This is a genomic window from Pararhodobacter sp. (assembly GCF_034676075.1).
Taxonomy (GTDB): domain Bacteria; phylum Pseudomonadota; class Alphaproteobacteria; order Rhodobacterales; family Rhodobacteraceae; genus Pararhodobacter.
Genome location: NZ_JAUCCQ010000039.1, coordinates 1 through 22,845 on the forward strand (window position 1 = coordinate 1; position 22,845 = coordinate 22,845).

General features: G+C 68.0%; 23 protein-coding genes and 1 pseudogene. 23 read left to right on the forward strand and 1 reads right to left on the reverse strand.

Translation table 11 applies throughout. From position 1 onward, the window contains the following. The 9 genes and pseudogenes from VDQ18_RS12330 to VDQ18_RS12370 form a co-directional block, all read left to right on the forward strand. Positions 1–254: pseudogene (locus VDQ18_RS12330) on the forward strand (hypothetical protein); the annotation flags it as partial. Positions 255–646: 392 nt separating this feature from the next. Then, positions 647–2,077, forward strand: a complete 1,431-nt coding sequence (locus VDQ18_RS12335) for a 1-acyl-sn-glycerol-3-phosphate acyltransferase (RefSeq protein ID WP_323021234.1) — start codon at positions 647–649, stop codon at positions 2,075–2,077. A gap of 108 nt (positions 2,078–2,185) precedes the next feature. Continuing rightward, the gene (gene ccrA / locus VDQ18_RS12340) at positions 2,186–3,475 is read left to right on the forward strand and encodes a crotonyl-CoA carboxylase/reductase (RefSeq protein ID WP_323021235.1); all 1,290 of its coding nucleotides are present in this window, start codon (positions 2,186–2,188) and stop codon (positions 3,473–3,475) included. A 142-nt stretch (positions 3,476–3,617) separates the two neighbouring features. Beyond that, positions 3,618–3,782, forward strand: coding sequence for a hypothetical protein (locus VDQ18_RS12345; protein WP_323021236.1), 165 nt, complete (start codon positions 3,618–3,620; stop codon positions 3,780–3,782). A gap of 72 nt (positions 3,783–3,854) precedes the next feature. Then, positions 3,855–5,114, forward strand: coding sequence for an FAD-binding oxidoreductase (locus VDQ18_RS12350; RefSeq protein ID WP_323021237.1), 1,260 nt, complete (start codon positions 3,855–3,857; stop codon positions 5,112–5,114). 82 nt (positions 5,115–5,196) lie between these two features. Next, a complete protein-coding gene (locus VDQ18_RS12355) occupies positions 5,197–6,048 on the forward strand; it encodes an isocitrate lyase/phosphoenolpyruvate mutase family protein (RefSeq protein WP_323021238.1) in 852 nt (283 codons plus the stop codon). A gap of 131 nt (positions 6,049–6,179) precedes the next feature. Continuing rightward, a complete protein-coding gene (locus VDQ18_RS12360; protein WP_323021239.1) occupies positions 6,180–6,491 on the forward strand; it encodes a hypothetical protein in 312 nt (103 codons plus the stop codon). A 93-nt stretch (positions 6,492–6,584) separates the two neighbouring features. Further along, on the forward strand, positions 6,585–7,193 hold the full coding sequence (locus tag VDQ18_RS12365; protein WP_323021264.1) for a LysE/ArgO family amino acid transporter: 609 nt from the start codon (positions 6,585–6,587) through the stop codon (positions 7,191–7,193). A 9-nt stretch (positions 7,194–7,202) separates the two neighbouring features. Continuing rightward, positions 7,203–7,673: an OsmC family protein gene (locus VDQ18_RS12370; RefSeq protein WP_323021240.1), complete on the forward strand. Its 471-nt coding sequence runs from the start codon at positions 7,203–7,205 to the stop codon at positions 7,671–7,673. A gap of 129 nt (positions 7,674–7,802) precedes the next feature. Here the strand turns inward: VDQ18_RS12370 and VDQ18_RS12375 are convergent, their stop codons facing one another. After that, positions 7,803–8,240: a MarR family transcriptional regulator gene (locus tag VDQ18_RS12375; RefSeq protein ID WP_323021241.1), complete on the reverse strand. Its 438-nt coding sequence runs from the start codon at positions 8,238–8,240 to the stop codon at positions 7,803–7,805. A 143-nt stretch (positions 8,241–8,383) separates the two neighbouring features. On the opposite strand from VDQ18_RS12375, the gene VDQ18_RS12380 reads away from it, so the two are divergent. The 14 genes from VDQ18_RS12380 (at position 8,384) to VDQ18_RS12445 (ending at position 22,841) form a co-directional block, all read left to right on the forward strand. Further along, entirely contained in the window at positions 8,384–10,273 is a 1,890-nt protein-coding gene (locus tag VDQ18_RS12380) for an FAD-dependent monooxygenase (protein WP_323021242.1), read from the forward strand. A gap of 211 nt (positions 10,274–10,484) precedes the next feature. Continuing rightward, complete coding sequence (locus tag VDQ18_RS12385; RefSeq protein WP_323021243.1) at positions 10,485–11,201, forward strand: gamma-glutamylcyclotransferase; 717 nt, start codon at positions 10,485–10,487, stop codon at positions 11,199–11,201. 253 nt (positions 11,202–11,454) lie between these two features. Next, positions 11,455–11,976, forward strand: a complete 522-nt coding sequence (locus VDQ18_RS12390; protein ID WP_323021244.1) for an Lrp/AsnC family transcriptional regulator — start codon at positions 11,455–11,457, stop codon at positions 11,974–11,976. A gap of 6 nt (positions 11,977–11,982) precedes the next feature. Further along, entirely contained in the window at positions 11,983–12,756 is a 774-nt protein-coding gene (locus VDQ18_RS12395; protein ID WP_323021245.1) for an enoyl-CoA hydratase/isomerase family protein, read from the forward strand. A gap of 3 nt (positions 12,757–12,759) precedes the next feature. After that, the gene (locus VDQ18_RS12400) at positions 12,760–13,518 is read left to right on the forward strand and encodes a creatininase family protein (RefSeq protein WP_323021246.1); all 759 of its coding nucleotides are present in this window, start codon (positions 12,760–12,762) and stop codon (positions 13,516–13,518) included. Between the two features lie 126 nt (positions 13,519–13,644). Continuing rightward, the gene (locus VDQ18_RS12405) at positions 13,645–14,529 is read left to right on the forward strand and encodes a helix-turn-helix transcriptional regulator (RefSeq protein ID WP_323021247.1); all 885 of its coding nucleotides are present in this window, start codon (positions 13,645–13,647) and stop codon (positions 14,527–14,529) included. A gap of 243 nt (positions 14,530–14,772) precedes the next feature. Further along, on the forward strand, positions 14,773–15,900 hold the full coding sequence (locus tag VDQ18_RS12410) for an LLM class flavin-dependent oxidoreductase (RefSeq protein ID WP_323021248.1): 1,128 nt from the start codon (positions 14,773–14,775) through the stop codon (positions 15,898–15,900). Continuing rightward, positions 15,893–16,663, forward strand: coding sequence for an enoyl-CoA hydratase/isomerase family protein (locus VDQ18_RS12415; protein ID WP_323021249.1), 771 nt, complete (start codon positions 15,893–15,895; stop codon positions 16,661–16,663). Before VDQ18_RS12410 ends, VDQ18_RS12415 begins: the two co-directional genes overlap by 8 nt. 54 nt (positions 16,664–16,717) lie before the next feature. Beyond that, a complete protein-coding gene (locus VDQ18_RS12420; protein ID WP_323021250.1) occupies positions 16,718–17,257 on the forward strand; it encodes a flavin reductase family protein in 540 nt (179 codons plus the stop codon). Positions 17,258–17,304: 47 nt separating this feature from the next. Further along, the gene (locus VDQ18_RS12425) at positions 17,305–19,212 is read left to right on the forward strand and encodes an AMP-dependent synthetase/ligase (RefSeq protein ID WP_323021251.1); all 1,908 of its coding nucleotides are present in this window, start codon (positions 17,305–17,307) and stop codon (positions 19,210–19,212) included. 29 nt (positions 19,213–19,241) lie between these two features. Continuing rightward, on the forward strand, positions 19,242–20,303 hold the full coding sequence (locus tag VDQ18_RS12430; protein ID WP_323021252.1) for a C4-dicarboxylate ABC transporter substrate-binding protein: 1,062 nt from the start codon (positions 19,242–19,244) through the stop codon (positions 20,301–20,303). 87 nt (positions 20,304–20,390) lie between these two features. After that, positions 20,391–20,912: a TRAP transporter small permease subunit gene (locus tag VDQ18_RS12435; RefSeq protein WP_323021253.1), complete on the forward strand. Its 522-nt coding sequence runs from the start codon at positions 20,391–20,393 to the stop codon at positions 20,910–20,912. Position 20,913: 1 nt separating this feature from the next. Further along, positions 20,914–22,227, forward strand: coding sequence for a TRAP transporter large permease subunit (locus VDQ18_RS12440; RefSeq protein WP_323021254.1), 1,314 nt, complete (start codon positions 20,914–20,916; stop codon positions 22,225–22,227). Continuing rightward, a complete protein-coding gene (locus tag VDQ18_RS12445) occupies positions 22,224–22,841 on the forward strand; it encodes a 3,4-dihydroxy-2-butanone-4-phosphate synthase (protein ID WP_323021255.1) in 618 nt (205 codons plus the stop codon). The genes VDQ18_RS12440 and VDQ18_RS12445 overlap by 4 nt, the downstream gene beginning before the upstream one ends. The last annotated feature ends 4 nt before the right edge of the window (positions 22,842–22,845 follow it).

Sequence of the window (22,845 nt, forward strand, 5' to 3'; positions counted from 1 at the left end):
TGATCTGCGATCTGTTGCAGAACATGGCGACGGACTGGTTTCACGGCTGGCGCGGTCTGGTCGCCCGGCTCGACCGGATGGTCGGCCCGGAACCGGCCATGCCGCGGAAGTTCCGGCTGGCGAGCCGGGGGGCCGGGGCGGCGCTGCAGCGGGTGCGGGACTGGCCGGCCGAGCGAGTCGTGGTGGCCCATGGGACGCCGGTGGCGCGGGACGGGCAGGCCTTTCTCAACCGGGCGCTGGCGGGGATCGGCTGAGCTGTCCCACGCGTGGGACAGCCCGTCGATCCGAGAGAATCCAAGGGGTTGAGGCCTCCGCTTCATCTTTCGTCAACATTGTCCCATGGGGCGCCGGGCCGAAAAAGCCGGGCTGGGAAAGCGCGCTCCCGCCCGCCCACCCCGCGCGCTTTCCCAGCCCTTTCATTCTGCCGCAAATACGCCCTTCTGGTGCCGACACGTCCACCAGCCGGACGGCGTCAATCGAGCGGTACGCGGGAAGCAGCCGTGCTCCGAAGGGCGTATTTCGGGCAGAATGAAGAGGCGGGCGTCCTGGCCCCTCCCGGGGTCGTGGCCCCCCGTAGGATGGGCGATGCGCCCATCCAGTGGCGGGTGTTCTTGCCGAGGCACGGCCGGGGTGCCACATAGGGTCCATGTTCCAGCCCGTCGAACTGCCTCTGTGGCTTCTGATCCTCATCGTGCTCTTCGCGGCAGTGGCTTTCCTGTCGCATTTCCTGTTCCCCTCGGTCCGCTGGTTCCTGCGCCGCCGGATGGAGCGCGCGGTCGAGGAGCTGAACAAGCGGCTGGAACGGCCGATCCAGCCCTTCAAGCTGATGCGCCGTCATGACCAGATCATCCGGCTGGTCTATGACCCCGAGGTCATGCAGGCGGTCGCCGATTACGCCCGGGACGAGAAGATCCCCCGCTCTGTCGCCTTTGAACGCGCCCGCGCCTATGCGCGCGAGATCGTGCCGAGTTTCTCGACCGCCACCTATTTCGGCTTTGCCATCCGGGTGGCGCGGGGCCTCAGCCGCCTGTTCTACGAGGTGCGGCTGGGCCCGGCCGATGCCCGAACCCTGCGCGGCATCGATCCGAAATCGGCGGTGGTCTTCGTCATGAACCATCGCTCGAACATGGATTACGTGCTGGTCACCTGGCTGGCTGCCGACCGCTCGGCGCTGAGCTATGCGGTGGGGGAATGGGCGCGGGTCTGGCCGCTCAGGGCGCTGATCCGGGCGATGGGCGCCTATTTCATCCGGCGGCGCTATTCCAGCGCGCTCTACCGGGCGGTGCTGGCGCGCTATGTGCAGATGTCGATCGCCGAGGGCGTGACGCAGGCCATCTTCCCCGAGGGCGGGCTCAGCCTGAACGGGGCGGTGGGGCCGGCCAAGAAGGGCCTTCTGCATTACATCGTCCGCGATTTCGAGGTGGCGGGCGAGCAGGACGTGGTCTTCGTCCCCGTGGCGCTGAATTATGACCGGGTGCTGGAGGACGAGGTCCTGGTCAAGGCAGGCCAGACCGGCGACCGGCGCTTCCGGCTGAAGCTGACCGAGGCGGCGGGCTGGTTCTTCTGGATCATCGGCCAGAAGCTGATGCGCCGTCGCTCGACCTATGGCCATGCCGCGGTCTGCTACGGCGAGCCGCTGTCGCTGCGCCAGTATGTGACCGGCCGGCCCGGCGCCTCGACCGAGACGCTGGCCGCGGATCTGATGGGCCGGATCCGGGCGGCGGTGCCGATCCTGCCGGTGCCGCTGGTCGCGGCGGCGCTGGTTCGGGCGGGCGGCGCGGTGGATGCGCCCGATCTTGAGGCAGGCGTTGCGGGCCTGGTGGCCGAGGCGCGCGCCAAGGGGGCAAATCTGCATCTGCCGGAGGCCAGCGCCGAGGGTACGGTGCGATTCGCGACCGAGGCGCTGGTCCGCCATGGTATCGTGCTGCGCGAGGGCGACGGGTTCCGCATCGCCCCCGGACAGGAGGCGATGCTGGGCTATTACGCGGCCTCGGCCCTGCAAAGGCTGGGAGAGCCGGGCGAAACACCCGTCACAGGGACGGTCAGCCTGACGCTGCCCGAAGTGACCGAGACATAAAATTACAATTTCAGAACTCAGGGGATTGCATTGTTGCGTGGCCGATTCTATTGATGCTGCAACTGCCGCATTCTTTCTGCGTTGCGGCGGCATGATCAGGAGAGACAGATGGCCCTCGATGTGAACGCCGGAATCGTCAAGTACGACGCCCCCGAGAAAGACCTCTACGAGATCGGCGAGATGCCGCCCCTGGGCTATGTGCCGCCGAAAATGTACGCTTGGGCGATCCGCCGCGAACGCCATGGCGAGCCGGACAAGTCCTTCGAGGTCGAGGTCGTCGATACCTGGGAGATCGACAGCAACGAGGTTCTGGTCCTCGTGATGGCCGCGGGTGTCAATTACAACGGCGTCTGGGCCGGTCTGGGCGTGCCGATCAGCCCCTTCGACGGCCATAAGCAGCCCTATCACATCGCCGGGTCCGATGCCTCGGGGATCGTCTGGAAGGTCGGCGACAAGGTGAAGACTTGGAAGGTCGGCGACGAGGTCGTGATCCATTGCAACCAGGACGACGGCAACGACGAGGAATGCAACGGCGGCGACCCGATGTTCTCGCCCTCGCAGCGGATCTGGGGCTACGAGACGCCGGACGGCTCCTTCGCCCAGTTCACCCGGGTGCAGGCGCAGCAATTGATGCCGCGCCCCAAGCATCTGACCTGGGAGGAATCGGCATGCTACACGCTGACGCTGGCCACCGCCTACCGGATGCTCTTCGGTCACCATCCGCATGAGCTGAAGCCCGGGCAGAACGTGCTGGTCTGGGGTGCCTCGGGCGGGCTGGGGTCCTTCGCGATCCAGCTGATCAACGCGGCGGGTGCCAATGCGGTCGGGGTCATCTCGGACGAATCGAAGCGGGAGTTCGTCATGGCGCTGGGCGCCAAGGGCGTCATCAACCGCAACGATTTCAAGTGCTGGGGTCAGCTGCCGACGGTCAACAGCCCCGAATACAACGAATGGCTGAAGGAAGCGCGCAAGTTCGGCAAGGCGATCTGGGACATCACCGGCAAGGGCGTCAGCGTCGACATGGTGTTCGAGCATCCGGGTGAATCGACCTTCCCGGTCTCGGCGCTGGTCTGCAAGAAGGGCGGCATGGTCGTCATCTGCGCCGGCACCTCGGGCTTCAACTGCACCTTCGACGTGCGCTACATGTGGATGCACCAGAAGCGCCTGCAGGGCTCGCATTTCGCGCATCTCAAGCAGGCGTCGGCCGCCAACCGCCTGATGATCGAGCGCCGGATCGACCCCGCCATGTCCGAGGTCTTCCCCTGGGCCGAGATCCCGCAGGCGCATGTGAAGATGCGCAAGAACCAGCATAAGCCGGGTAATATGGCGGTGCTGGTGCAGGCGCCGCACACGGGGCTTCGGACCTTCGAGGATACGCTGGAAGCCAGCCGCCGCTGACCCCTCGCAGCGCGCGCGGGAGACGGGGCTGCCCTGAAAGGGGTGGCCCCGTTGCCCGTTTCCGCGGCGTCCCGGGTGTGGTGCAACGATTTCTCAACCATGTCTGCCCAACCTGCTCCGGACGCGGAAAGGAGCGCCCGGGGTGACGCACGAACGGATGATTCGGGATCTTGAGGTCCTGCGGCTCTATGCCCGCGAGAACGGGTTGCCGGCGCTGGCCGAGCATCTGGATCAGGCCGTGCTGCTGGCGATGACCGAAATCGCCAACCGGCGGGAGGGCAGCGGCGCCCCGGCCCCCCGACATTGACGGGTCTGTCGCCGATTGCAGCCGCCCCGGCCCGGGCATAGCCTGCGCGAAAACCGCGTCGAGGGTCCTTCCGTGCTGCGCTATCCCGATACTTATTATTCCCGCACCCTGGCCGAGCATGGCGAGCGACCGGCGCTGAACGGGCGGCTCTCTGTCGATTGCGCGGTGGTGGGCGGCGGCTTTGCCGGGCTCTTCACCGCGCTGGGCCTGGCCCGGGGCGGGATGCGGGTGGCGGTGCTGGAGGCGGAAGCGGTCGGTTTCGGCGCCTCGGGCCGCAACGGCGGGTTTGTCAGCGACGGCTTCGCGGCGGGCGATGCCTCGATCCGCCGCCGGGTCGGCGCGGAGCATGCGGCGGCGTTGCAGGACCTCTCGGCCGAGGGGGTCGAGATCATGCGCGGGCTGGTCGAAAGCGGCCGCATTCCGGGCGCGGCCAAGGTCGACGGGCTGCTGCGGCTTCGCCGCTTCGACCGGGGCGCGGATCTGGCGGCGCAGGCGGGGCCCGATCTGGCGTACCTGGACCGGGAGGCCATCGAAAAGCGCCTTGTCTCAAGCCGTTACCGGCACGGGCTGGAAGAGCGGCTGGCCTTCCACGTCCATCCGCTGAACGTCCTGCGGGGCCTTGCCGCCGAGGTCGAACGCGCGGGCGGCGTGATCCATGAGGCGAGCCGGGTCACCGGCTGCGACCTGAGCGGCACGGTGAAGCAACTGACCACCGAGGGCGGAAGGGTCGAGGCGCGCGAGGTGGTGATCGCCACCGGCGGCTATACCGAGGGGCTGGTCCCGGCGCTGCGGCGGGCGATGCTGCCGATTGCCACCTATGTCATGGCTTCCGAACCCGCGCCGGAGTTGCTGGCAAGTGCCATCCGCACGCCGATGGGCATCGGCGACGACCGCCGCGCGGGGGATTATTACCGGCTGGTCGAAGGCGGCGCGCGGCTCTTGTGGGGCGGGCGGATCACCACCAGGGCGGCGGATGTGCCGGGGATCGTGCGGCAACTCAGGGCCGAGATGACCGGCGCCTATCCGCAGCTTCAGGGCCTGAAGACCGAGGTCGCCTGGTCGGGCCTCATGTCCTATGCCCGCCACCGGATGCCGATGGTCGGGCGGCTGGGCCCCGGGCTCTGGCATTGCTACGGCTTCGGCGGGCACGGGCTGAACACCACGGCCATCGGCGGCACGGTGCTGGCCGAGGCGATGCTGGGGCGAAGCGACCGGCTGGCGCTGTTCGCGCCCTTCGGCCTCGATTGGGCGGGCGGGCCGCTGGGGCTGGCCGCGGCGCAGGGCACCTATTGGGCGCTGCAGGTGCAGGATTGGTGGCGCGAGCGGGGCTGAGGATGGGCGAATCGCCCATCCTACGAAATGTTCCCTTTTCGTTCCATTCGGTCTAGGCTGGCCCGATCAGCGGGAGCGAGCCATGGACCAACGCGCGAAATTTGAGACCTTCAAGGCGCTGCACGCAGGCGAGGGCGCCTTTGTCGTGGGCAATCCCTGGGACGCGGGCTCGGCCCGGCTGCTGGCCCATCTGGGGTTCGAGGCGCTGGCGACGACCAGCGCGGGCTATGCCTTCTCGGTCGGGCGTCGCGATTCCTTCGCCGGGCTCAGCCGCGACGAATTGCTGGAGAATGCCCGCCAGATCGTCGAGGCCTGCGACCTGCCGGTGAGCGCCGATCTGGAAGACGGCTTCGGCGCCGCGCCCGACACCTGCGCCGAGACGATCCGGCTGGCGGCGGAGATCGGGCTGGTCGGCGGCTCCATCGAGGATGCGACGGGCGATCCCGAGGTGCCGATCTTCGACCTGGCCCTCGCGGTGGAGCGGGTGCGGGCGGCGGCCGAGGCGGCGCGGGGCCTGCCCTTCCTGCTGACCGCGCGGGCCGAGAATTTCCTCTGGGGCCGGGCGGATCTGGGCGACACCATCGCCCGGTTGCAGGCCTTTTCCGAGGCGGGGGCGGATGTGCTCTATGCCCCCGGCCTGCCGGATCTGGCGGCGATCCGCACCCTCTGCGCCGAGGTGGACAAGCCGGTCAACGTGGTGATGGGGCTGACGGGCCCGCGCTATTCGGTGGCGGAACTGGCCGGGGCCGGGGTGCGGCGGATCAGTGTCGGCGGCTCCTTCGCCCGGGCGGCCTTTGGCGGGTTGCGCCGCGCCGCCGAAGAGGTGCTGGGCGCGGGCACCTTCGGCTATGCCGACGAGGCCATGTCGGGGCGGGAACTGACCGCGCTGATGTCGGACGCACGGCCGCCAATCCGGGTTTCCGGGCCGTCCTAGGGGCTGGCGCGGGCGGCGGGGGTCTGCCGGACCCGGGCGAAAAATTGCGGGGCGATTGAACCATGCGGGGGGCCGGGGCGACCCAAGGGCACTCACGCTGTGAGTTTCATTTCAACCAAAGGATACTTTGCATGATTCGTTACATTGCCATCGCCACCACCCTCACCCTCGGCATCTCCACCGGCGTCAGCGCCGCCCATGCCGCGCCGATTACCACGCTGGAACAATGCTATACCGCCGTGATCAACTGGTGCAACGAGACCTTCCCCGACCATGCCGATCAATGCGGCAGCTCCTCGGGGCTGGACGATTGCGACGAGGAATTCGGCAACCAGACGGCCGCGACCCCGGCCCGCGCCTATCTGCGCAATGGCCCCGCCGTGCCGCCCCGCACCTTCGAGCGCCTGCTGGCCGGGGCGCGGACCATGCGCGTGACGCGCTGATCGCAGGGCTCTTCGTGCCGCCGGATCCCGGGTGTCTGAACCCGGATCCGGCGGCTTTACTTTGCCGCGCGGCCGGTGTCCAAAAGCGGCATGATGACGCCCCTCGTTGCCGGGTTCCTGACCGGCCTGTCCCTGATCGCGGCCATCGGTGCGCAGAATGCCTTCGTGCTGCGGCAGGGGCTCCGGCGCGAGCATGTCGGCGTGGTGGTGGCGCTCTGCGCGCTGTCCGACGCGCTGCTGATCGTCGCCGGGGTGGCGGGGTTCAACACCATGGCCGAGCGGCTGCCCTGGCTGGAGCCGGTGATGCTGTGGGGCGGGGTGGTGTTCCTCATGGTCTATGGCGCGCTGCGGTTCCGGGCGGCGCTGCGCGGGGGCGAGGGGCTGGCGGTCGCCGGGGGCGGGGCGGTGCCGCTCAGGCGGGTGGTGCTGACCTGTCTGGCGCTGACCTGGCTGAACCCGCATGTCTACCTCGATACGCTGGCGCTGCTGGGGGCGCTGTCCTCGCACTACGCGCCGTTCGAGGGCTGGTTCGGGGCGGGGGCCGTGCTGGCCTCGCTGAGTTTCTTCGCCGCGCTGGGCTATGGCGCGCGGCTTCTGGCGCCGGTGCTGGCGCGGCCGGGCGCCTGGGTGGCGGTCGAGGCGCTGATCGGCGCGGTGATGTGGATGATCGCAGCGAGCCTGGTGGTGCAGGCTCTGACCTAGGAGGACGGGATGGGTGAACACAGCTATGGCAGCCGGATCCGCTGGACCGGCAACACCGGCGAGGGGACGGCGCATTACCGCGCCTATACCCGTGACTGGGAGGTGGCGGTGCCGGGCAAGCCGGTGATCCCCTGTTCCAACGATCCCTTGCTGGGCGGCAACAAGGGGTTGATGAACCCGGAGGATCTGCTGCTCAGCGCTTTGGCCGGGTGCCACATGCTGTGGTATCTGCATCTGGCCTCGGAGGCGGGGATCGTGGTCACCGCCTATGAGGACGATCCCGAGGGGATCGGCGAGGTCGGGCGCGGTGGCGCCGGGCGCTTCGTCAAGGCGGTGCTCAGGCCGCGGATCGTGGTGAAGCCGGGCGCCGATCTGGTGGCGGCCGAGGCGATCCATCACCGCATCCACGAGGTCTGTTTCATCGCCCGCTCGGTGGCGTTCCCGGTCGAGATCGAGGCGGAATTCGTCGTCGAGGGGTAGGGGGCGGTGCGTGCGAGCACGCATCCTGCGGGCGGCGGAGAAGAGCGTATTTTTGGCAGAATGAAGGGGCGGGCGTCGGGTCTGAGGGCGGGGCGTCTTTGCGGCACGGTGAGGGGGGGGCGGGCGCGGTCAGGCGTCCTGCGCGGGATCGACGGCGAGGGCCTTGCGGGCGAGGGACAGGAAGGCGGTGCGTTCCTCGGGCGAGAGGGGGCCGAGGATCTGTTCCTGAAGGGCGCGGACCACGGGCAGGAGGGCGGCGAAGACCGCCTCGCCCTCGGGCGTCAGGCGGACCTCGCGGGCGCGGCGGTCGCGGGCGCTGACGCTGCGCGCCACCCAGCCCTTGCCGATCAACCGGTCGATCACCCCGCCGATCGTCGCCCGGTCATAGGCGATGAGGGCGGCGACCCCGGCCTGGTCGATGCCGGGATGGCTGCGGATCGCGTCCATCGCCGCGAATTGCACCGAGGTCACGTCGAAACCCGCCTCGCGCGCATGCTGGCCGAAGACCTGAGTCGATTGCTGATGCAGGCGCCGGATCAGGTGTCCGGCCATGGCATAGGCTTCCATCCCGCGTGCTTCCCTTCCCGGTTTGCCTGTCCGGACAGTAGGTTGCAGCGAATAGAATGTACACATATCTTTTTCCTTGCTGGAAATGATATGTGTAGCTATTAATTCCCTTCATCGCCAGTCGGGCGCCGAGGGAGAGAGACATGCAGTACCACCGCAACGGATTTCGCGCCGGCGACCCCGACATTCTGGCCCCGGGGCCGCGGGTGCATGATCGCAGCGCCGGTCTGCCGCGCGCGGTGGATGTGCTGATCGCCGGCTGCGGCCCGGCTGGCCTGTGCCTCGCGGCGCAGCTGGCGCTGGAGCCCGGCATCCACACGATGATCGTCGAGCCGAAGCTGGGACCGATCGAGAAGGGGCAGGCCGACGGGATCTCGGTCCGGTCGATGGAGATGTTCGGCGCCTTCGGCTTTGCCGAGAAGATCAGCCGGGAAGCGGTCTGGATCAACGAGACGACCTTCTGGACGCCGGGGGGCGCGGGGATCCAGCGGGTGGCGCGGGTGCAGGACGTGCCGGACGGCATGTCCGAGATGCCGCATGTCCTGATCAATCAGGCGCGCATCCATGACATGTATCTGGATATCATGAAGAATTCGCCGACCCGGCTGGTGCCGGATTACGGGCTGAAGGTGGCGGATCTGGTGGTCGGCACCGAGGGCGAGTACCCGGTGACGGTGACGCTGGAACACACCGCCCCGGGGCGCGAGGGCGAGACCGAGGTGGTGCGGGCCAAGTATGTGGTGGGCTGTGACGGGGCCCGATCCTCGGTCCGCCGGGCCATCGGCGGGGCCTTGCATGGCGATGCGGCGCATCATGCCTGGGGCGTCATCGACCTGCTGGCGGTCACCGATTTCCCCGATTGGCGGATGAAGGCATTCGTCCGGTCGGAGGCCGAGGGCACGCTGATGGTGCTGCCGCGCGAGGGCGGGCATCTGGTGCGGCTCTACGTGGAGCTGGACCGGCTGGGCGAGGATGAGCGCGCCGCCGACCGGGGGATGGACGACAGCCACATCATCGCCAAGGCGCAGCGGATCTTCGCGCCCTACAAGCTGGAGGTGAAGGAGGTCGTCTGGTGGTCGATCTATGAGGTGGGCCACCGGCTGACCGACAAGTTCGACGACGTGCCGGAGGGCGAGGTCGCCACGCGCGCGCCCCGGGTGATGCTGGCGGGCGACGCCTGCCACACGCACAGCCCCAAGGCCGGGCAGGGCATGAACGTGTCGATGGGCGACACGTTCAACATGGGCTGGAAGCTGCGCCATGTGCTGACCGGGCGGGCGGCGCCCTCGCTCTTGCATTCCTATACCGAGGAGCGGCGGGCAGCGGCCAAGGGCTTGGTGGATTTCGACCATGAATGGGCGCGGATCGTCGGCGCGAAGACGCATGACGACAAGGCGGGGGAATTGCCGGTGGTGGCGCAGGCCTTCGTCCACAACCTGCCCTTCACCTGCGGGTTGACCATCCAGTACGGCGAGTCGCTGCTGACCGGCAGCGCGGCGCATCAGGCGCTGGCGCCGGGGTTCGATCTGGGCAAGCGCTTCCATTCGGCGCCGGTGATCCGGCTGGCGGATGCCAAGCCGATGGAGCTGGGCCATTGCATCGAGGCGGATGCGCGCTGGCGGCTCTTCGCCTTCGCGCCCGAGGGGGATGGGGGCCAGCCGGGCGGGGCGGTGGCGGCGCTCTGCGACTGGCTGGAGCAGGACCCGGCCTCGCCCGTGCTGCGGCACCGGCGGGAGGGGGACGACATCGACGCGGTGATCGACGTGCGGGCGGTGTTCCAGCCCGGGTTCCGCGAGCTGGACTACGGGGCGATGCCCGCGCTGCTCAGGCCGCAGGGCGGGGCGCTGGGGCTCAGGGATTACGAGAAGGTGTTCTGCGTCGATCAGCGCGGGGTGAACATCTATGACGCCCGTGGCATCGACAAGGCGCGGGGCTGTCTGGTGGTGGTTCGGCCCGATCAATACGTGGCGCAGGTGTTGCCGCTTTCGGCGCGGGAGGAACTGACCGCGTTCTTCGGCGGGTTTCTGGTGTGAGGCGCAAGGTGGGATGAAATCCCACCCTACGGGGCGGGGGGCGGTGCGTGCGAGCGCGCACCCTGCGGGAGGGTGGGAGGACGTGACATTGCCGCGTCCGCGGCGGCGATGGTGCGTGCAAGCACGCAGCCTCCGGGGTGGCGCACAGAGGGGTCGGTTGACCTTCGCCCGCCCGGGTGGCTTGCTGGCGGGGTCCAGAAGCCGAGGCCCCATGTCCCACGATCCCTATCGCCACCACCCCGGCCTCAGGGGCAAGATCCGCCCCGCCGCCGAGAGTGTGTTCCGCACCCTGGATGTGGCGGATTTCGACGCGCGGGCGGTGGCGGCGGGGATGCCCGCCGACTGGCGCACGCCCGATGACCAGCGCGAGGCGGCGCGGGCCGCCTTTCTGGAGGAACGGCGCGGGCGGGATCTGTGGATCTTCGCCTATGGCTCGCTGATGTGGGATCCGGGCGTCGAATTCACCGAGGTGCGCCGCGCCTTCACCCCCGTCTATGCCCGCAGCTTCTGCCTGTTCGATCAGGGCGGCCGGGGCTCGGCGGCGCAGCCGGGGCTGCAACTGGCGCTGGACGAGGGGGCGGGCTGCGAGGGGCTGGCCTTTCGCATCGACGCTGCGGTGCTGGACGGCGAGACCTTTGTCCTCTGGCGCCGCGAGATGATCGCGCCGGCCTATCGCCCGGTGATGCTGCCGCTGGAGACCGGTCCCGGACCGATCGAGGCGCTGGGCTTCGTCGCCGACCATGGGACCGAGCATATCGTCACCGGCATCCCGATGGCGGAAAAGGCCCGGATGATCGCCACGGCCTCGGGCTTTCTGGGCAGCAATTTCGACTATCTGGCGGGCACTCGGGCGCAGCTGGCGGGACTGGGCGTCAGCGATCCCTATGTCGATGACCTCTATGCGCGGGTGATGGCGCTGCGGGGCTGACCCCCGCCCGGCGCCCGCCCGATTCCCCCTCAGAACCCACGCGGCCCCTTGGGGGTGAGCGGCGCTTCGGCGCCGGGCGCCTGCTGCCGCGGGAATGGCAGTTTTTAGCACTTTTTTGTCCGCGTTGGCATAATCCAATGCCGCATCTTCGATGTTACATTTTCACGACAAGCCCAAGGGAAGCGCCCGCCAGCCCCTCGCCGGGGCCGAATGACAGGGGCGCAAGGGTCCACCATCATCGGGGAATGACGCCATGACAGCCGTGCCATTGGATGCCACAAACATCCGGATCCTGAACCAGCTTCAGCAAGACGCATCGCTGACCAATGTCGAACTGGCCTCGCGCATTCACCTGTCGCCCTCGCCCTGTCTGTCGCGGGTGAAATTCCTGGAACAGAACGGCGTGATCGAGCGGCGCGTGGCGCTGCTGAACCCGCAGGCGCTGGGGCTGAGCGTCAATGCCTTCGTCCGCGTGCGGCTGTCGCGGCACAGCACCGATGTGGTGGAGCGCTTCGCCGCGGCGATCAGCGACATGGACGAGGTGATGGAGCTCTATCTCATGTCCGATTTCGATTATGTGCTGCGGGTCATGATGCGCGATATCGACGCGCTGGAGCGCTTCGCCACCGCCCGCGTCTCGCGGATCGAGGGGGTGGAGCAGGTGAAGACCGATATCGTCCTGCGCAAGCAGCGCCACAAGACCGCGCTGCCGATCCATCGCACCACGGCCGATCTGACCATGGTGTCGGACAGCTACCCGCGCGCGGCCTATTGATCCGCCATGAACGCCCTGCACCCCTCCCTGCGGGTCGAGGACCTGTCGCCCCGGCTGACTGCGCTGACCCTCGACCGTCCGCCCGCCAATGCCCTGACCAGCGACCTGATCGCGGCGATCACCACCACCTTCCGTGACCTCGCCCAGCGGGCCGAGCCGCCGGTCGTCCTGCTGGCGGCCGAGGGCGAGCGCTTCTTCTGCGCGGGCGGCGACATCAAGGAGCTGGACGGGACCGAGCCCGGCCACGCCCTCGCCCGGATGGAGAGATTCCACCACATGCTGCTGGCGCTGGGCGCCTATCCCTCGGCCATCGTCGTCGCCGTCCGGGGCTATGCCGCCGGGGGCGGGCTGGAACTGGCGCTGATGGGCGATGTGGTGATCGCGGGCGAGGGGGCGCGGTTCGGCTTTCCCGAGATCAACAACGGCCTGATGCCCGCCATCACGGGGATCCGCCGCGCGGTGGCGATCCTCGGGCGGCAGACGGCCTTCGACCTGCTGTCGAGCGGGCGTTTCCTGACCGCGCCCGAGGCGCGGGCGCTGGGGCTGGCGCAAAGCGTGGTTCCCGATGCCCTGGTCCTGGCCCGCGCCACCGAGGCGGCGACCGGGCTGGCCGCGAAGGATCCACTGATCCTGGGGATCATGAAACGCGCGGTGCAGGGCGCAGATCCCGCCGAGGCCGAGACGATGCGCCGCCGGACGCTGACCGAGTTCCGCAAGATCCTCACCCGGCCGGCGGCGGTCGAGGCCCGGGCGCGGTTCCTCGCCAAGGACAGGGTCTGAGCGATGGAGGCTCCGGTCCACGTCCTCGAACGCCTGACCTCGCCCGAGATTGCCGCGGCGATCGCTGCCGGTTGCACCCGGGCGCTGGTGCCCTGCGGTGCCATCGAACAGCACGGCCCGCATCTGGCGCTGCGCATGGATGCCGACCATGCCGAGGCGCTGGCGCCGCTGATCGCCCGGGGGCTGGGCGGCGCCTTCATCGCGCCGAGCATCGCCGTGGGCTGTTCCAGCCATCACCTGGCGTTCAGCGGCACGATCTCGTTGTCCGAGGCCACGTTCACCGCGATCTGCCGCGACTATTGCACCAGCCTGCTGCGGCACGGGATCACGGAAATCTTCTTCTATTCCGGGCATGTCGGCAATTTTCCGGTGCTGGAGAATGCTCTGCCCGGCTTGCGGCAGGCGGTGCCCGGGGCGCGGGTCGAGGCCTTCACCGACTCGACCGCCTGGCTCGGCTGCTGGGCCGAGGCGGTCGCCGCCGCGGGGGGATCTGCGGCCAGCGTCGGCGGGCACGCCGATATCGCCGAAACCTCGCTCATGCTGCATATCAAGCCCGAGGCGGTGCGCCCCTCGCGGATCGAGGCCGGGCGCCTGGGCCTGATGACCCGGGCCGAGCTGGACATCATGTGGCGCGACGGTCTGCCCGCGGTCAGTCCGAACGGCATTCTGGGCGATGCCCGCGGTGCGAGCGCCGACATCGGCGCTGCCTGTCTGACGGCCATTGCCGGGCTGATCCTGGCCGAGTTCACGGCAAAGGCCTGAGCCGGGCGCCGCGCCTGCGGCGGATCATCGACCGACCGGGGGCGCCCGTGTTACAAGGTCCGTGTGACAAGGAATGCCACAGCGGCAGAGCACGCGTCCCCTAGGCCAACCTTCGGAGGTCGCCCGATGGACAGCTATCAGCAGCAGGAAATCGAGCATGAGGACCATGCCTGGACCCTGCGTGAGCGCAACCCGGCGCTCACCCTCAGCTATCCCAATGTCGACCCCGACCGCATCGACACCCCGGTCTTCGCCATCCGACTGGGGCGCGGTCCGGCCGATGACGAATTGCCGCTGCACAGCCATCGCAAGGGCCAGCTGGTCATCGCCGAGAATGGCTCGGTCACCTGCCGGGTCGAGAACGGGATCTGGATGGTGCCGACCTTCGGCGCCTTCTGGGTGCCGGGCGGCATCGCCCATTCCAACTCCGTCTCGCCCAATGGCAGCGTGATCTGCGTCTTCGTCGATGGCGAGGTCTCGGGCCTGCCGCGGAAATGCTGCACGCTGGGTGTCACACCCCTGATGCGGGTCATCACCGAGGCGCTGACGCAGCGCTCGGTCCGCTATACGCCCGACAGCCCCTCGGGCCGACTGGCGCAGGTTCTGATGGATGAATTCGCCAAGGCGCCGACCAGCGACCAGCATCTGCCGATCTCGTCCGATCCGCGGCTGCTGGAGGTGGCGGAGCATCTGCTCGCCGATCCCGCCGACCGGCGGACGGTGGCGGAATGGGCGGCGGAACTGGCGATGAGCGAGCGCAGCTTCGCCCGCTGGGTGGTGCGCGAGACCGGGCTGACCTTCGGCCAGTGGCGGCGCCAACTGCACGGGCTGGTCGCGCTGGAGCGGTTGTCGGCGGGCAGCAGCGTGCAGATCATCGCCCAGGATCTGGGCTACGAATCGACCAGCGCCTTCATCACCATGTTCAAGAAGGTGTTCGGCGATTCCCCGCGGCGCTATCTGCGGCGCATCGAGGCGACCGGCGATCTGGGCGGCAGCACCTCGCTCGCCTGAGGCGCGGCGCCCCCGACTACCCCCCGTATTTCCCGTCACCAGCCCCGGTCCCGTCCGACCGATTCGCCTTGCCGCAGGCCGTGCCCGAGGCCGGTTTTGGGGCCCCGGTACAATCCACTCGACCCCCCGCGCCTGGCCCGTTTTTGTGCTGCGGCCTGTCCGGCGGGTGGGGCAGTTCGGCAGCACCTGCGGCGCGCTCGGGCGTAGCATCTGAGCAACGGAATAACGCTTGGAAGGTGAGCCATGACGCTAAAATTCGGTTTCTGGTCAGAGCAGGAGACGCAGGTCGGCCATAGCTACGCGCGGCGGCTGCACGAGCTGGTCGACGAGGCGGTCTTCGCCGAGAAGATGGGCTTCGACTTCGTCTCGCTCTCGGAACAGCATGTGGCGCTGGGCGGCATTTCCAGCTCGGCCCCCGAAGTGGTCTATGGCTATCTGGCAGCCAAGACCTCGCGCATCCGGCTGCGTCCGGCGGTCACGCTGATGCCCAAGAACTTCAACCACGCCCTGCGCTCGGCCGAGCGGCTGGCGGTCACCGACATCCTGTCGAACGGCCGGATGGAATTCTTCGCCGGACGCTCGAACACCACCATCGCCATGCGGGCCTTCAACGTCGAGGCGGCCGAGACCCTCTCGCAGATGGAAGAGGGGCTGGCGCTGATGAAGGAGGCGATGTCGAAGGACATCTTCAAGTTCAGCGGCAAGCATTACAACGTCCCGCCGCGCATGCTGGTGCCGAAGCCGCTGCAAAAGCCCTATCCGATCATGGGCATCGCCGCGACCAGCCCCCGCAGCCACGTCTATGCCGCCGAACAGGGCATGGCCTGCCTGTCGAACAATTTCTATTCGGGCTGGGAGAAGCAGGCGGAATACATCGCCCTCTACAAGGACAATTGGAAGCGTGACGAGAACGGGCCGCTGCAGCGTCCCAGCCTCGGCATTCCGCTTTTCCTCGGCATCGGCAAGACCGATCAGGAGGCGAAGGACAATTACGCCGAACCGCTGATGAATTACGCCAGGATCTCGACCGACGCCTATCCGCGGCTGGCCAAGATCGCCGACGATTACAATTACTTCTCCGAAGGGCTGGAAGGGCTGCAGCGTGCGGCGACCGACTGGGATTATCTGGTCAACGACTCCGGCACCACGCTCTGCGGCAGCCCCGATACGGTGATCCGGCAGCTGGAGCGGATCGTCGACATGGGCGTCGACGAGGTGCTGTTCCACCTCGATTCCGTCTCGCATGAGATGATCATGGACGCCATCGACATGGTGGGCAAATACATCATCCCGCATTTCAAGGACCGCAACAACGTGGTGCGGCCGACGGACGAAATCCTCAACACCATCCGGGGGATGCGCGATGCGTAAGGAACCCGAATTCATCACCGTCGAGCACCGCGGCGAAGGCGTGGCGGTGCTGACGCTGAACCGCCCCGAGATCCTCAATGCCATCAACTGGCAGATGCACGAGGAGATCGAGCTGGCACTTTACGACCTGGACCTGGACCCCTCGGTCAAGGCGGTGGTCCTGACCGGCGCCGGGCGCGGCTTCTGTTCGGGCGGGGACCAGAAGGCGGTCGATACCGGCATGCCCTCGGTCACCCGCGGTGGTCGGCATATCGTGCGCAACATCCTTGAGCTGGAAGTGCCGATCATCGCCGCGGTCAACGGCGTGGCCGTGGGTCTGGGCGCGACGCTGGCGCTTTATTGCGACGCGGTCTTCGCCCAGCCCAGCGCGCGCTTCGCCGATACCCATGTCAACGCGGGCGTGGTGGCGGGTGATGGCGGGCAGGTCATCTGGCCGATGCTGATGGGTCCGATCCGGGCCAAGCATTACCTGATGACCGGCGCCTTCCTGTCGGCCGAGGAGGCCTTCCAGCATGGCATGGTGACCAAGCTGGTGCCCGAGGGCACCGTGCTGGACGAGGCGATCCGCTACGCCGAACTCCTCGCCTCGGGTCCGCCCGAAGCGATCAAATGGACCAAATACGCGGTCAACAAGCTGATCAAGGATCAGGTCCAGCTGGGCCTCGATATCGGGCTGGCGCTTGAGGCGCTGACTTTCGATCTGCCCGGACGGCGCGAGGCGGCTGCCGCCTTCGCCGCCAAGAAGAAGCGTTACGCCGAATAACCCCGGCACCCGTCGGCCTTCGCGGTTCACGCGAAGGCCGCAGAGGATCCCATCATGACTTTGGTACGACCCCTTCAGGGCCGCTCCGAGCCTGTCTCGGCCGAGGCCTTCCGCGCGGCGATGCGCAATCTCGCCGGTGGCGTCTCGATCATCGCCACCGGCCGGGGCGAGGATCGCCGCGGGCTCACCGTCACGGCGGTCACCGCCGTCACCTCGACCCCGCCGATGCTGGCGGTCTTCGTCAACCAATCGGCCGAGGCGCATGACGTCATCAAGGCGACCGGCTCCTTCTGCGTCAGCGTCCTGGCCGCCGGGCATGTGCCCGAGGCGGCGCTCTTTTCCGGCCAGAACGGGCTGAAGGGCGCGATCCGCTTCGCACCGCAGGACTGGGACAGTCTGGTCACCGGCTCGCCCGCGCTGACCTCGGCCGTCGCCAACATTGATTGCGAGCTGATCGAATGCATCGGGCTGGGGTCGCACACGATGTTCCTGGGCCAGGTCATCGGCACGCGCTGCGACGACGGGGCGCCGCCGCTGATCTACCTGCGCGCGGCCTATCACACGCCCGAACCGCTTGGACGCCCGACGGAATGACCCAGCCCCGACCGATCACGCCCCGAATGACAAGGCCAGGAGACACCATGAAACACGGCACCGAAACGCCGTCTGCCGCTCTGGGCGCAGAGATCCTGAACCAGACGATCCCCGGCCTTCTGGCGCGGAAATGCCGCGCCCGGCCCGAGGCGGTCGCCTATCGCAGGCTGGGCCCGGAAGGCTGGAGCGATGTGAGCTTCGCCGATTACGTGCAGAAGGTCGTCCGCCTTGGCGCCTCGATGCAGGCGGGCGGCGTCGGCCGGGGCGACCGGGTTTGCATCATGGGCGATGTCTCGCCCGAATGGATGATCGCCGACATTGCCACCATTTCGATGGGGGCGATCACGGTGGGGGTGTATTTCACCTCGTCCCCCGAGGAACTGGATTATTACATCGAGGATTCGGGCGCCTGTCTGCTGTTTGTCGGCAGCGCCACGGAACTGGCCATCGCCGCCCGGGCGCGCAAGGCGCTGGCGCTCAATCAGATCGTCGTGCTGGACCCCGGCTGGCAGGCCTCGGCCGAGGATCCGGCCAATGCGTTGTCCATCGGTGATTTCCTGGGTGCGCCCTTCTCGGCGCCGCTGGAGATGCTGGCGGAATGGGCCGACCGGGCGGCGCCCTCGGATATCGTCAGCCTTGGCTATACCTCGGGGACCACGGGCAAGCCCAAGGGGGTGATCAACACCCATGTCAACCTGCTGGGCGGGGCGCTGGCCAACCTGTTGTCCGCCCCGGACGCCTATCACCGCGAAACCCGCGTGGCGGTGCATCTGCCGCTGTCGCATATCGTGGCGCGGGTGCAATCGGGCTGCTTCCCGCTGGTCTCGGAATGCGTGCCGCATTTCGGCGCCTCCTCGGCCAGCTACGAGGAGACGGTGCGCCAGACGCGGCCGCAGTATTTCGTGGCGCCGCCGCGCTTCTTCCAGCGCTTCGCCGCGACCATCGTCAGCCACGTCAATCAGGGCACCACGGCAGAGCGCGCCAATTACCGCTTGGCGCTGACCATTTCGCGCCGGGTGCTGAAGGAGCGCCAGACGCGCCCGGAGCGGTCCGATCCCTTCCTCGCCGCGCTCTATCAGGCCTGTCAGGAGCAGGTCTTCACCCCGCTCCTGCGTCTGGTGGGATTCGACCAGCTCCGCACCGCCATCACCGCCTCGGCGCCGATGCCGGCCGATGTGATGACGCTGTGGCAGCTGTGGGGCGTGAACCTCAAGGAGGCCTATGGCCAGACCGAGACGGTCGGGTCGAACATCGCCCAGAACGAGGATTGGCTGCCCGCGGGCACCATCGGCGCGCCGATCCAGGACCCGGCCTGGGAAACCCGGGTGGACGAGAATGGCGAGATGCTGGTGCGTGGGCCGGGCGTGACGCAGGGCTATTGGAACAACCCCGAGGCCACGGCCGAGGCGCTGCGCGACGGCTGGCTGCATACCGGCGATATCGTCGAGGTGCAGAAGAACGGCCAGTACAAGCTGATCGACCGCAGCAAGGAAATCATCAAGACCATCAACGGCAAGACGATCAGCCCGACGCAGATCGAGAACGAGCTGCGCGGCAGCCCCTATATCGCCGAGGCCGCGGTGATCGGCGAGGGCAGGAAATACCTCACCGCCCTGATCGAGGTCGACCCGACCGTCGGCTTCAGATGGGCGCAGGAGGTCGATCCTGCGGTCGCCAGCTACGCCGATCTGAGCGCCTCGGCACGGGTGAAGGAACTGCTCTGGGCCGAGGTGCACAAGGCCAACCGCCGCCTCGCCCGGGCCGAGCAGATCAAGGACTTCACCATCCTGCCCGAGGAGCTGACGCCCGAGATCGGGGTCGTCACCCCCACCCGCAAGAAGAAGCGCCGGGCCATCGCCGAGCGCTACGCCCCGCTGATCGCCGCGATGTACGACGACAGCGAAACCGAGCTTCTGGAACGGGCGCTCGGCAAGAAGAGCCTGAAAAGCAAGTGAAATAACCACCACCAACCGGGAGAACGACCATGGAAAAACCGTCGAGAAGAGCTTTCATCCAGACCGCCGCGCTGGGATCGGCCGCCGCCGCCTTTGCGGGCAGCGCGGCGCAAGCCCAGGGGCGCAGCCGGATCCGCGCAGCGCATATCGTGCCGGAATCCTCGAAGATGTATCAATTGTCGGTCGGCCCGTTCCAGCGGGTGCTGGACATCGTGACCGACGGGTCGTTCTCGTTCCAGGTCTTCGCCGGGGGCACCATCGCGCCGCCGTTGCAGACCTATCAGGCGGTGCAGGACGGGCTGGCCGAGGCGGGAATGGTGCCGCCGCTCTGGGCGGTGAACCTCGATCCGGTGAACAGCCTCTTCGGCGGGCATCCCGGCGGCATGGCGGCGGAGGAATTGCTGAACTGGTACTTCGTCGGCGGCGGCTCGGAACTGCTGGCGGAACACCGGCGCGAGACGATGGGCCTGCATTCGATGCTGCTGAGCATCAACCCGTCCGAGGTCTGGCATTCGCACAAGATCATCCGCGTGCCCGAGGATCTGCAGGGCGTGCGCTTCCGCACCGCCGGGGCCTGGGCCACGATCCTCAACGATTATTTCGGCGGCGCCGCCACCACCGTGGGCCCGTCCGAGGTCTTCACCATGCTGGAGCGCCGCGGCGTCGACGCCGCGGAATGGTCGACGCCCTCCGAGAACCTGATCATGGGGCTGGAGGACGCCGCGCCCTACATGATCGTGCCGGGGATCCATGCGCCCGCAGCCTGCCTCGAACTGGCGATCCGGGCCGAGGTCTGGGATGACCTCGACGAATCCATCCAGCGCAAGATCGAGATCGCGGCGCGGGAAGCGGTTGTCGAATGCCTGACCGAATGGTCGGCGGCGGACCTCACGGCGATGGAGACGATGCGCGAGCGCGGCATCGAGATCATCGAGATGGACCAATCCCTGATCGACGCGATCCGCGCCGCCGGTCGCGACTGGGCCGAGGCTCAGGCCACCGAACGCGCCGCCAACGGCGACGAATGGATGCGCCGGGTGACCGAATCCTACTACGGCTTCCATGACCGCTGGCAGGCCAACAGCATCTGATCCCGTCCCGACCGAAACACGAGAGCGGTGGCTGGCCGGACGCATCCGGTCGGCCACCCATCGCCACAGAACAGGCAGGGCCGCCCGTTGTCACACGCTCTTCGACTCATCGACTGGCTTACCCGGATCACCGGATATGTCGCCGCCTTCGGCATCCTGCTGATGATCGGCGTCATCCTCTACGAGGTCACCTCGCGCTATTTCTTCAACGCGCCGACCGTCTGGGCCTACGACATTTCCTACATGCTGAACGGCACCGTCATCATGCTGGCCGGGGCGCTGGCGATGAAGGTGGATCAGCATGTCGTCATCGACATCGTGTCGCAGGTCTTCCGCGACCGGACCAAGCGGATCATCGAGGTCACGGTCTTCACCCTGCTCTTGCTGCCCGCGCTGGGCTTCATCGGCCTGATCGCCTGGAGCCAGTTCTGGACCGCCTATGTCCACGGCACGGTCGAGACGGTCAGCCCCTGGCGCCCGGTGCTCTGGCCGTTCCGGCTGATGATCGCCGTGGGCCTCTCGATCCTGTGGTTGCAGATCCTGAGCAAGACGCTGGCGTCCGGCCTGCGCCTGATCGGCACCCCGACCACCCCGGCCGAGGGGCACTGACATGGACGCCGAACTCGCCATCTGGATGTTCCCGGCCGCCTTCGCGCTGATCTTTGCCGGCATCCCCGTCGCCTTCTCGCTGATCATCGTTGCGGTGATCTTCGCCTTTCCGGTGTTCGGCAGCCTGACCGGGTTGCAGCTCTACCAGTTCGTCGGCAGCGTCTCGTCCAATTACTCGCTGGCCGCAGTGCCGCTGTTCATCTTCATGGGCGCGGTGCTGGAGAGTTCGGGCATCGGCAAGCGGGCCTTTGAGTCGCTCTCGATGTGGATGGGCCGCCTGCCCGGGGGTCTGGCCATCGCCACGCTGTCGATGTGCACGCTTTTCGCCGCCGGAACCGGCGTGGTCGGCGCGGTCGAGGTGATGACCGGCCTTCTGGTCATGGGGCCGATGCGGGCCGCGGGCTACAGCAAGTCGATCATCTCGGGCACGATCTGCGCCGGGGGCTCGCTGGGGACGATGATCCCGCCCTCGATCGTCGTCGTCATCTATGCCTCGGTCGCGCAGATCCCGATCGGCACGCTCTTTGGTGCGGTGCTGGTGCCGGGCTTCCTGATGGTCGGCTTCTTCCTGATCTGGATCATCGTCTATGCGCTGATCTGGCCCGCGTCGGCGCCGCGCGTCCATTTCGGCCAGGACATGCCGCTGGGCCGGAAGCTGAGCTTCACCGCCTATGCGCTTTTCCCGCCGCTGGTGCTGGTCACCTCGGTCATCGGCTCGATCCTCTTGGGCATCGCCGCCGTGACCGAAGCCGCGGCCATCGGGGCGGTGGGGGCGGTGCTGCTGAACATCCTCTACCGCGATTTCAGCTGGCGCGAGACCTGGAACGCCACGGTGAAGACCGCGACGGTGTCGTCGATGATCATCTTCATCGCGCTGGGCGGCACCATGTTCACCAGCATCTTCAAGATCCAGGGCGGGGCCGAGCTGGTCGATGCGGCGGTGTCCTCGCTGGATGTCGGGCCTGCGGGCTTGGTCATCGTGCTGCTCTTTGCCTATTTCATCGCCGGGATGATCCTCGACTGGATCTCGGCGGTGCTGATCTGCACGCCGATCTTCCTGCCCTTCCTGCATGCGGCGGGGGTGGACCCGATGTGGTTCGGCGTGCTGGCGGTGATCATGCTGCAGACCTCGTATCTGACGCCGCCGATGGCGCCTGCGGTCTTCTATCTCAAGGGCATTGCGCCGCGCGATTTCTCGACCCTTGCGATGTATCGCGGCGTCTTCCCCTTCATCCTCTGTCAGTTCCTGACAGCCGCCGCGGTCTTCGCCTTCCCCGAGATCGCCACGATCATCCCGGAGTTGATGCGACCATGACCCGACATTGCACCTTCGACCCGCCGGTCGAGCCCCTGGCCCTGTCACCCGTCGACTGCGCGCGGGAGGCCCGGATGATGATCCTCTGCGATCCCGAGGGCGGGGCGCTGCCCTGCCTGATGATCCCGGCCGACTTCGCCGATGCCGCGGCGATCAACCGGATGGCGACGCATGCGCGGGGGCTGGTCTGTCTGGCACTGGACAGCCGGATCGTCGACCGGCTGCAGCTGGCGCTGCAACCGCAGAGCAACCGGCGCCGCTTCGCCACGCCCTTCACCCTGTCGATCGAGGCCACGCATGCCGTCTCGACCGGCATTTCCGCGCCGGACCGGGCGCGGACCGTTGCGGCGGCGATCCATCCGGAGGCGGTGCCAGGGGATCTGGCGACGCCGGGCCATGTCTTCCCGATCCGGGTGGAGCGGGACGGGCCGCGCGCGGGCGGCTGCATCCCCGGCGCCGCGGTCGAGATCTGCGACCGCGCGGGGCTGCGCCCGGCGGCGGTGATCTGCGAGATCCTGGACCCGAGGGGGGCGGCGCCGGGGCGGGAATGGCTGCAGAGCCTTGCCGCGGCGCTGGATCTGCCGGTCTTTGCCTGCGGCGACCTGCGGGGCTGAGCGT

Excerpts from the sequence above, each read along its gene's own strand:
- VDQ18_RS12335 (WP_323021234.1), top strand. The coding sequence starts at position 647 with ATGTTCCAGCCCGTCGAACTGCCTCTGTGGCTTCTGATCCTCATCGTG.
- ccrA (WP_323021235.1), top strand. The coding sequence starts at position 2,186 with ATGGCCCTCGATGTGAACGCCGGAATCGTCAAGTACGACGCCCCCGAG.
- VDQ18_RS12355 (WP_323021238.1), top strand. The coding sequence starts at position 5,197 with ATGGACCAACGCGCGAAATTTGAGACCTTCAAGGCGCTGCACGCAGGC.
- VDQ18_RS12360 (WP_323021239.1), top strand. The coding sequence starts at position 6,180 with ATGATTCGTTACATTGCCATCGCCACCACCCTCACCCTCGGCATCTCC.
- VDQ18_RS12365 (WP_323021264.1), top strand. The coding sequence starts at position 6,585 with ATGACGCCCCTCGTTGCCGGGTTCCTGACCGGCCTGTCCCTGATCGCG.
- VDQ18_RS12370 (WP_323021240.1), top strand. The coding sequence starts at position 7,203 with ATGGGTGAACACAGCTATGGCAGCCGGATCCGCTGGACCGGCAACACC.
- VDQ18_RS12375 (WP_323021241.1), bottom strand. The coding sequence starts at position 8,240 with ATGGAAGCCTATGCCATGGCCGGACACCTGATCCGGCGCCTGCATCAG.
- VDQ18_RS12380 (WP_323021242.1), top strand. The coding sequence starts at position 8,384 with ATGCAGTACCACCGCAACGGATTTCGCGCCGGCGACCCCGACATTCTG.
- VDQ18_RS12385 (WP_323021243.1), top strand. The coding sequence starts at position 10,485 with ATGTCCCACGATCCCTATCGCCACCACCCCGGCCTCAGGGGCAAGATC.
- VDQ18_RS12390 (WP_323021244.1), top strand. The coding sequence starts at position 11,455 with ATGACAGCCGTGCCATTGGATGCCACAAACATCCGGATCCTGAACCAG.
- VDQ18_RS12395 (WP_323021245.1), top strand. The coding sequence starts at position 11,983 with ATGAACGCCCTGCACCCCTCCCTGCGGGTCGAGGACCTGTCGCCCCGG.
- VDQ18_RS12400 (WP_323021246.1), top strand. The coding sequence starts at position 12,760 with ATGGAGGCTCCGGTCCACGTCCTCGAACGCCTGACCTCGCCCGAGATT.
- VDQ18_RS12405 (WP_323021247.1), top strand. The coding sequence starts at position 13,645 with ATGGACAGCTATCAGCAGCAGGAAATCGAGCATGAGGACCATGCCTGG.
- VDQ18_RS12410 (WP_323021248.1), top strand. The coding sequence starts at position 14,773 with ATGACGCTAAAATTCGGTTTCTGGTCAGAGCAGGAGACGCAGGTCGGC.
- VDQ18_RS12415 (WP_323021249.1), top strand. The coding sequence starts at position 15,893 with ATGCGTAAGGAACCCGAATTCATCACCGTCGAGCACCGCGGCGAAGGC.
- VDQ18_RS12420 (WP_323021250.1), top strand. The coding sequence starts at position 16,718 with ATGACTTTGGTACGACCCCTTCAGGGCCGCTCCGAGCCTGTCTCGGCC.
- VDQ18_RS12425 (WP_323021251.1), top strand. The coding sequence starts at position 17,305 with ATGAAACACGGCACCGAAACGCCGTCTGCCGCTCTGGGCGCAGAGATC.
- VDQ18_RS12430 (WP_323021252.1), top strand. The coding sequence starts at position 19,242 with ATGGAAAAACCGTCGAGAAGAGCTTTCATCCAGACCGCCGCGCTGGGA.
- VDQ18_RS12440 (WP_323021254.1), top strand. The coding sequence starts at position 20,914 with ATGGACGCCGAACTCGCCATCTGGATGTTCCCGGCCGCCTTCGCGCTG.
- VDQ18_RS12445 (WP_323021255.1), top strand. The coding sequence starts at position 22,224 with ATGACCCGACATTGCACCTTCGACCCGCCGGTCGAGCCCCTGGCCCTG.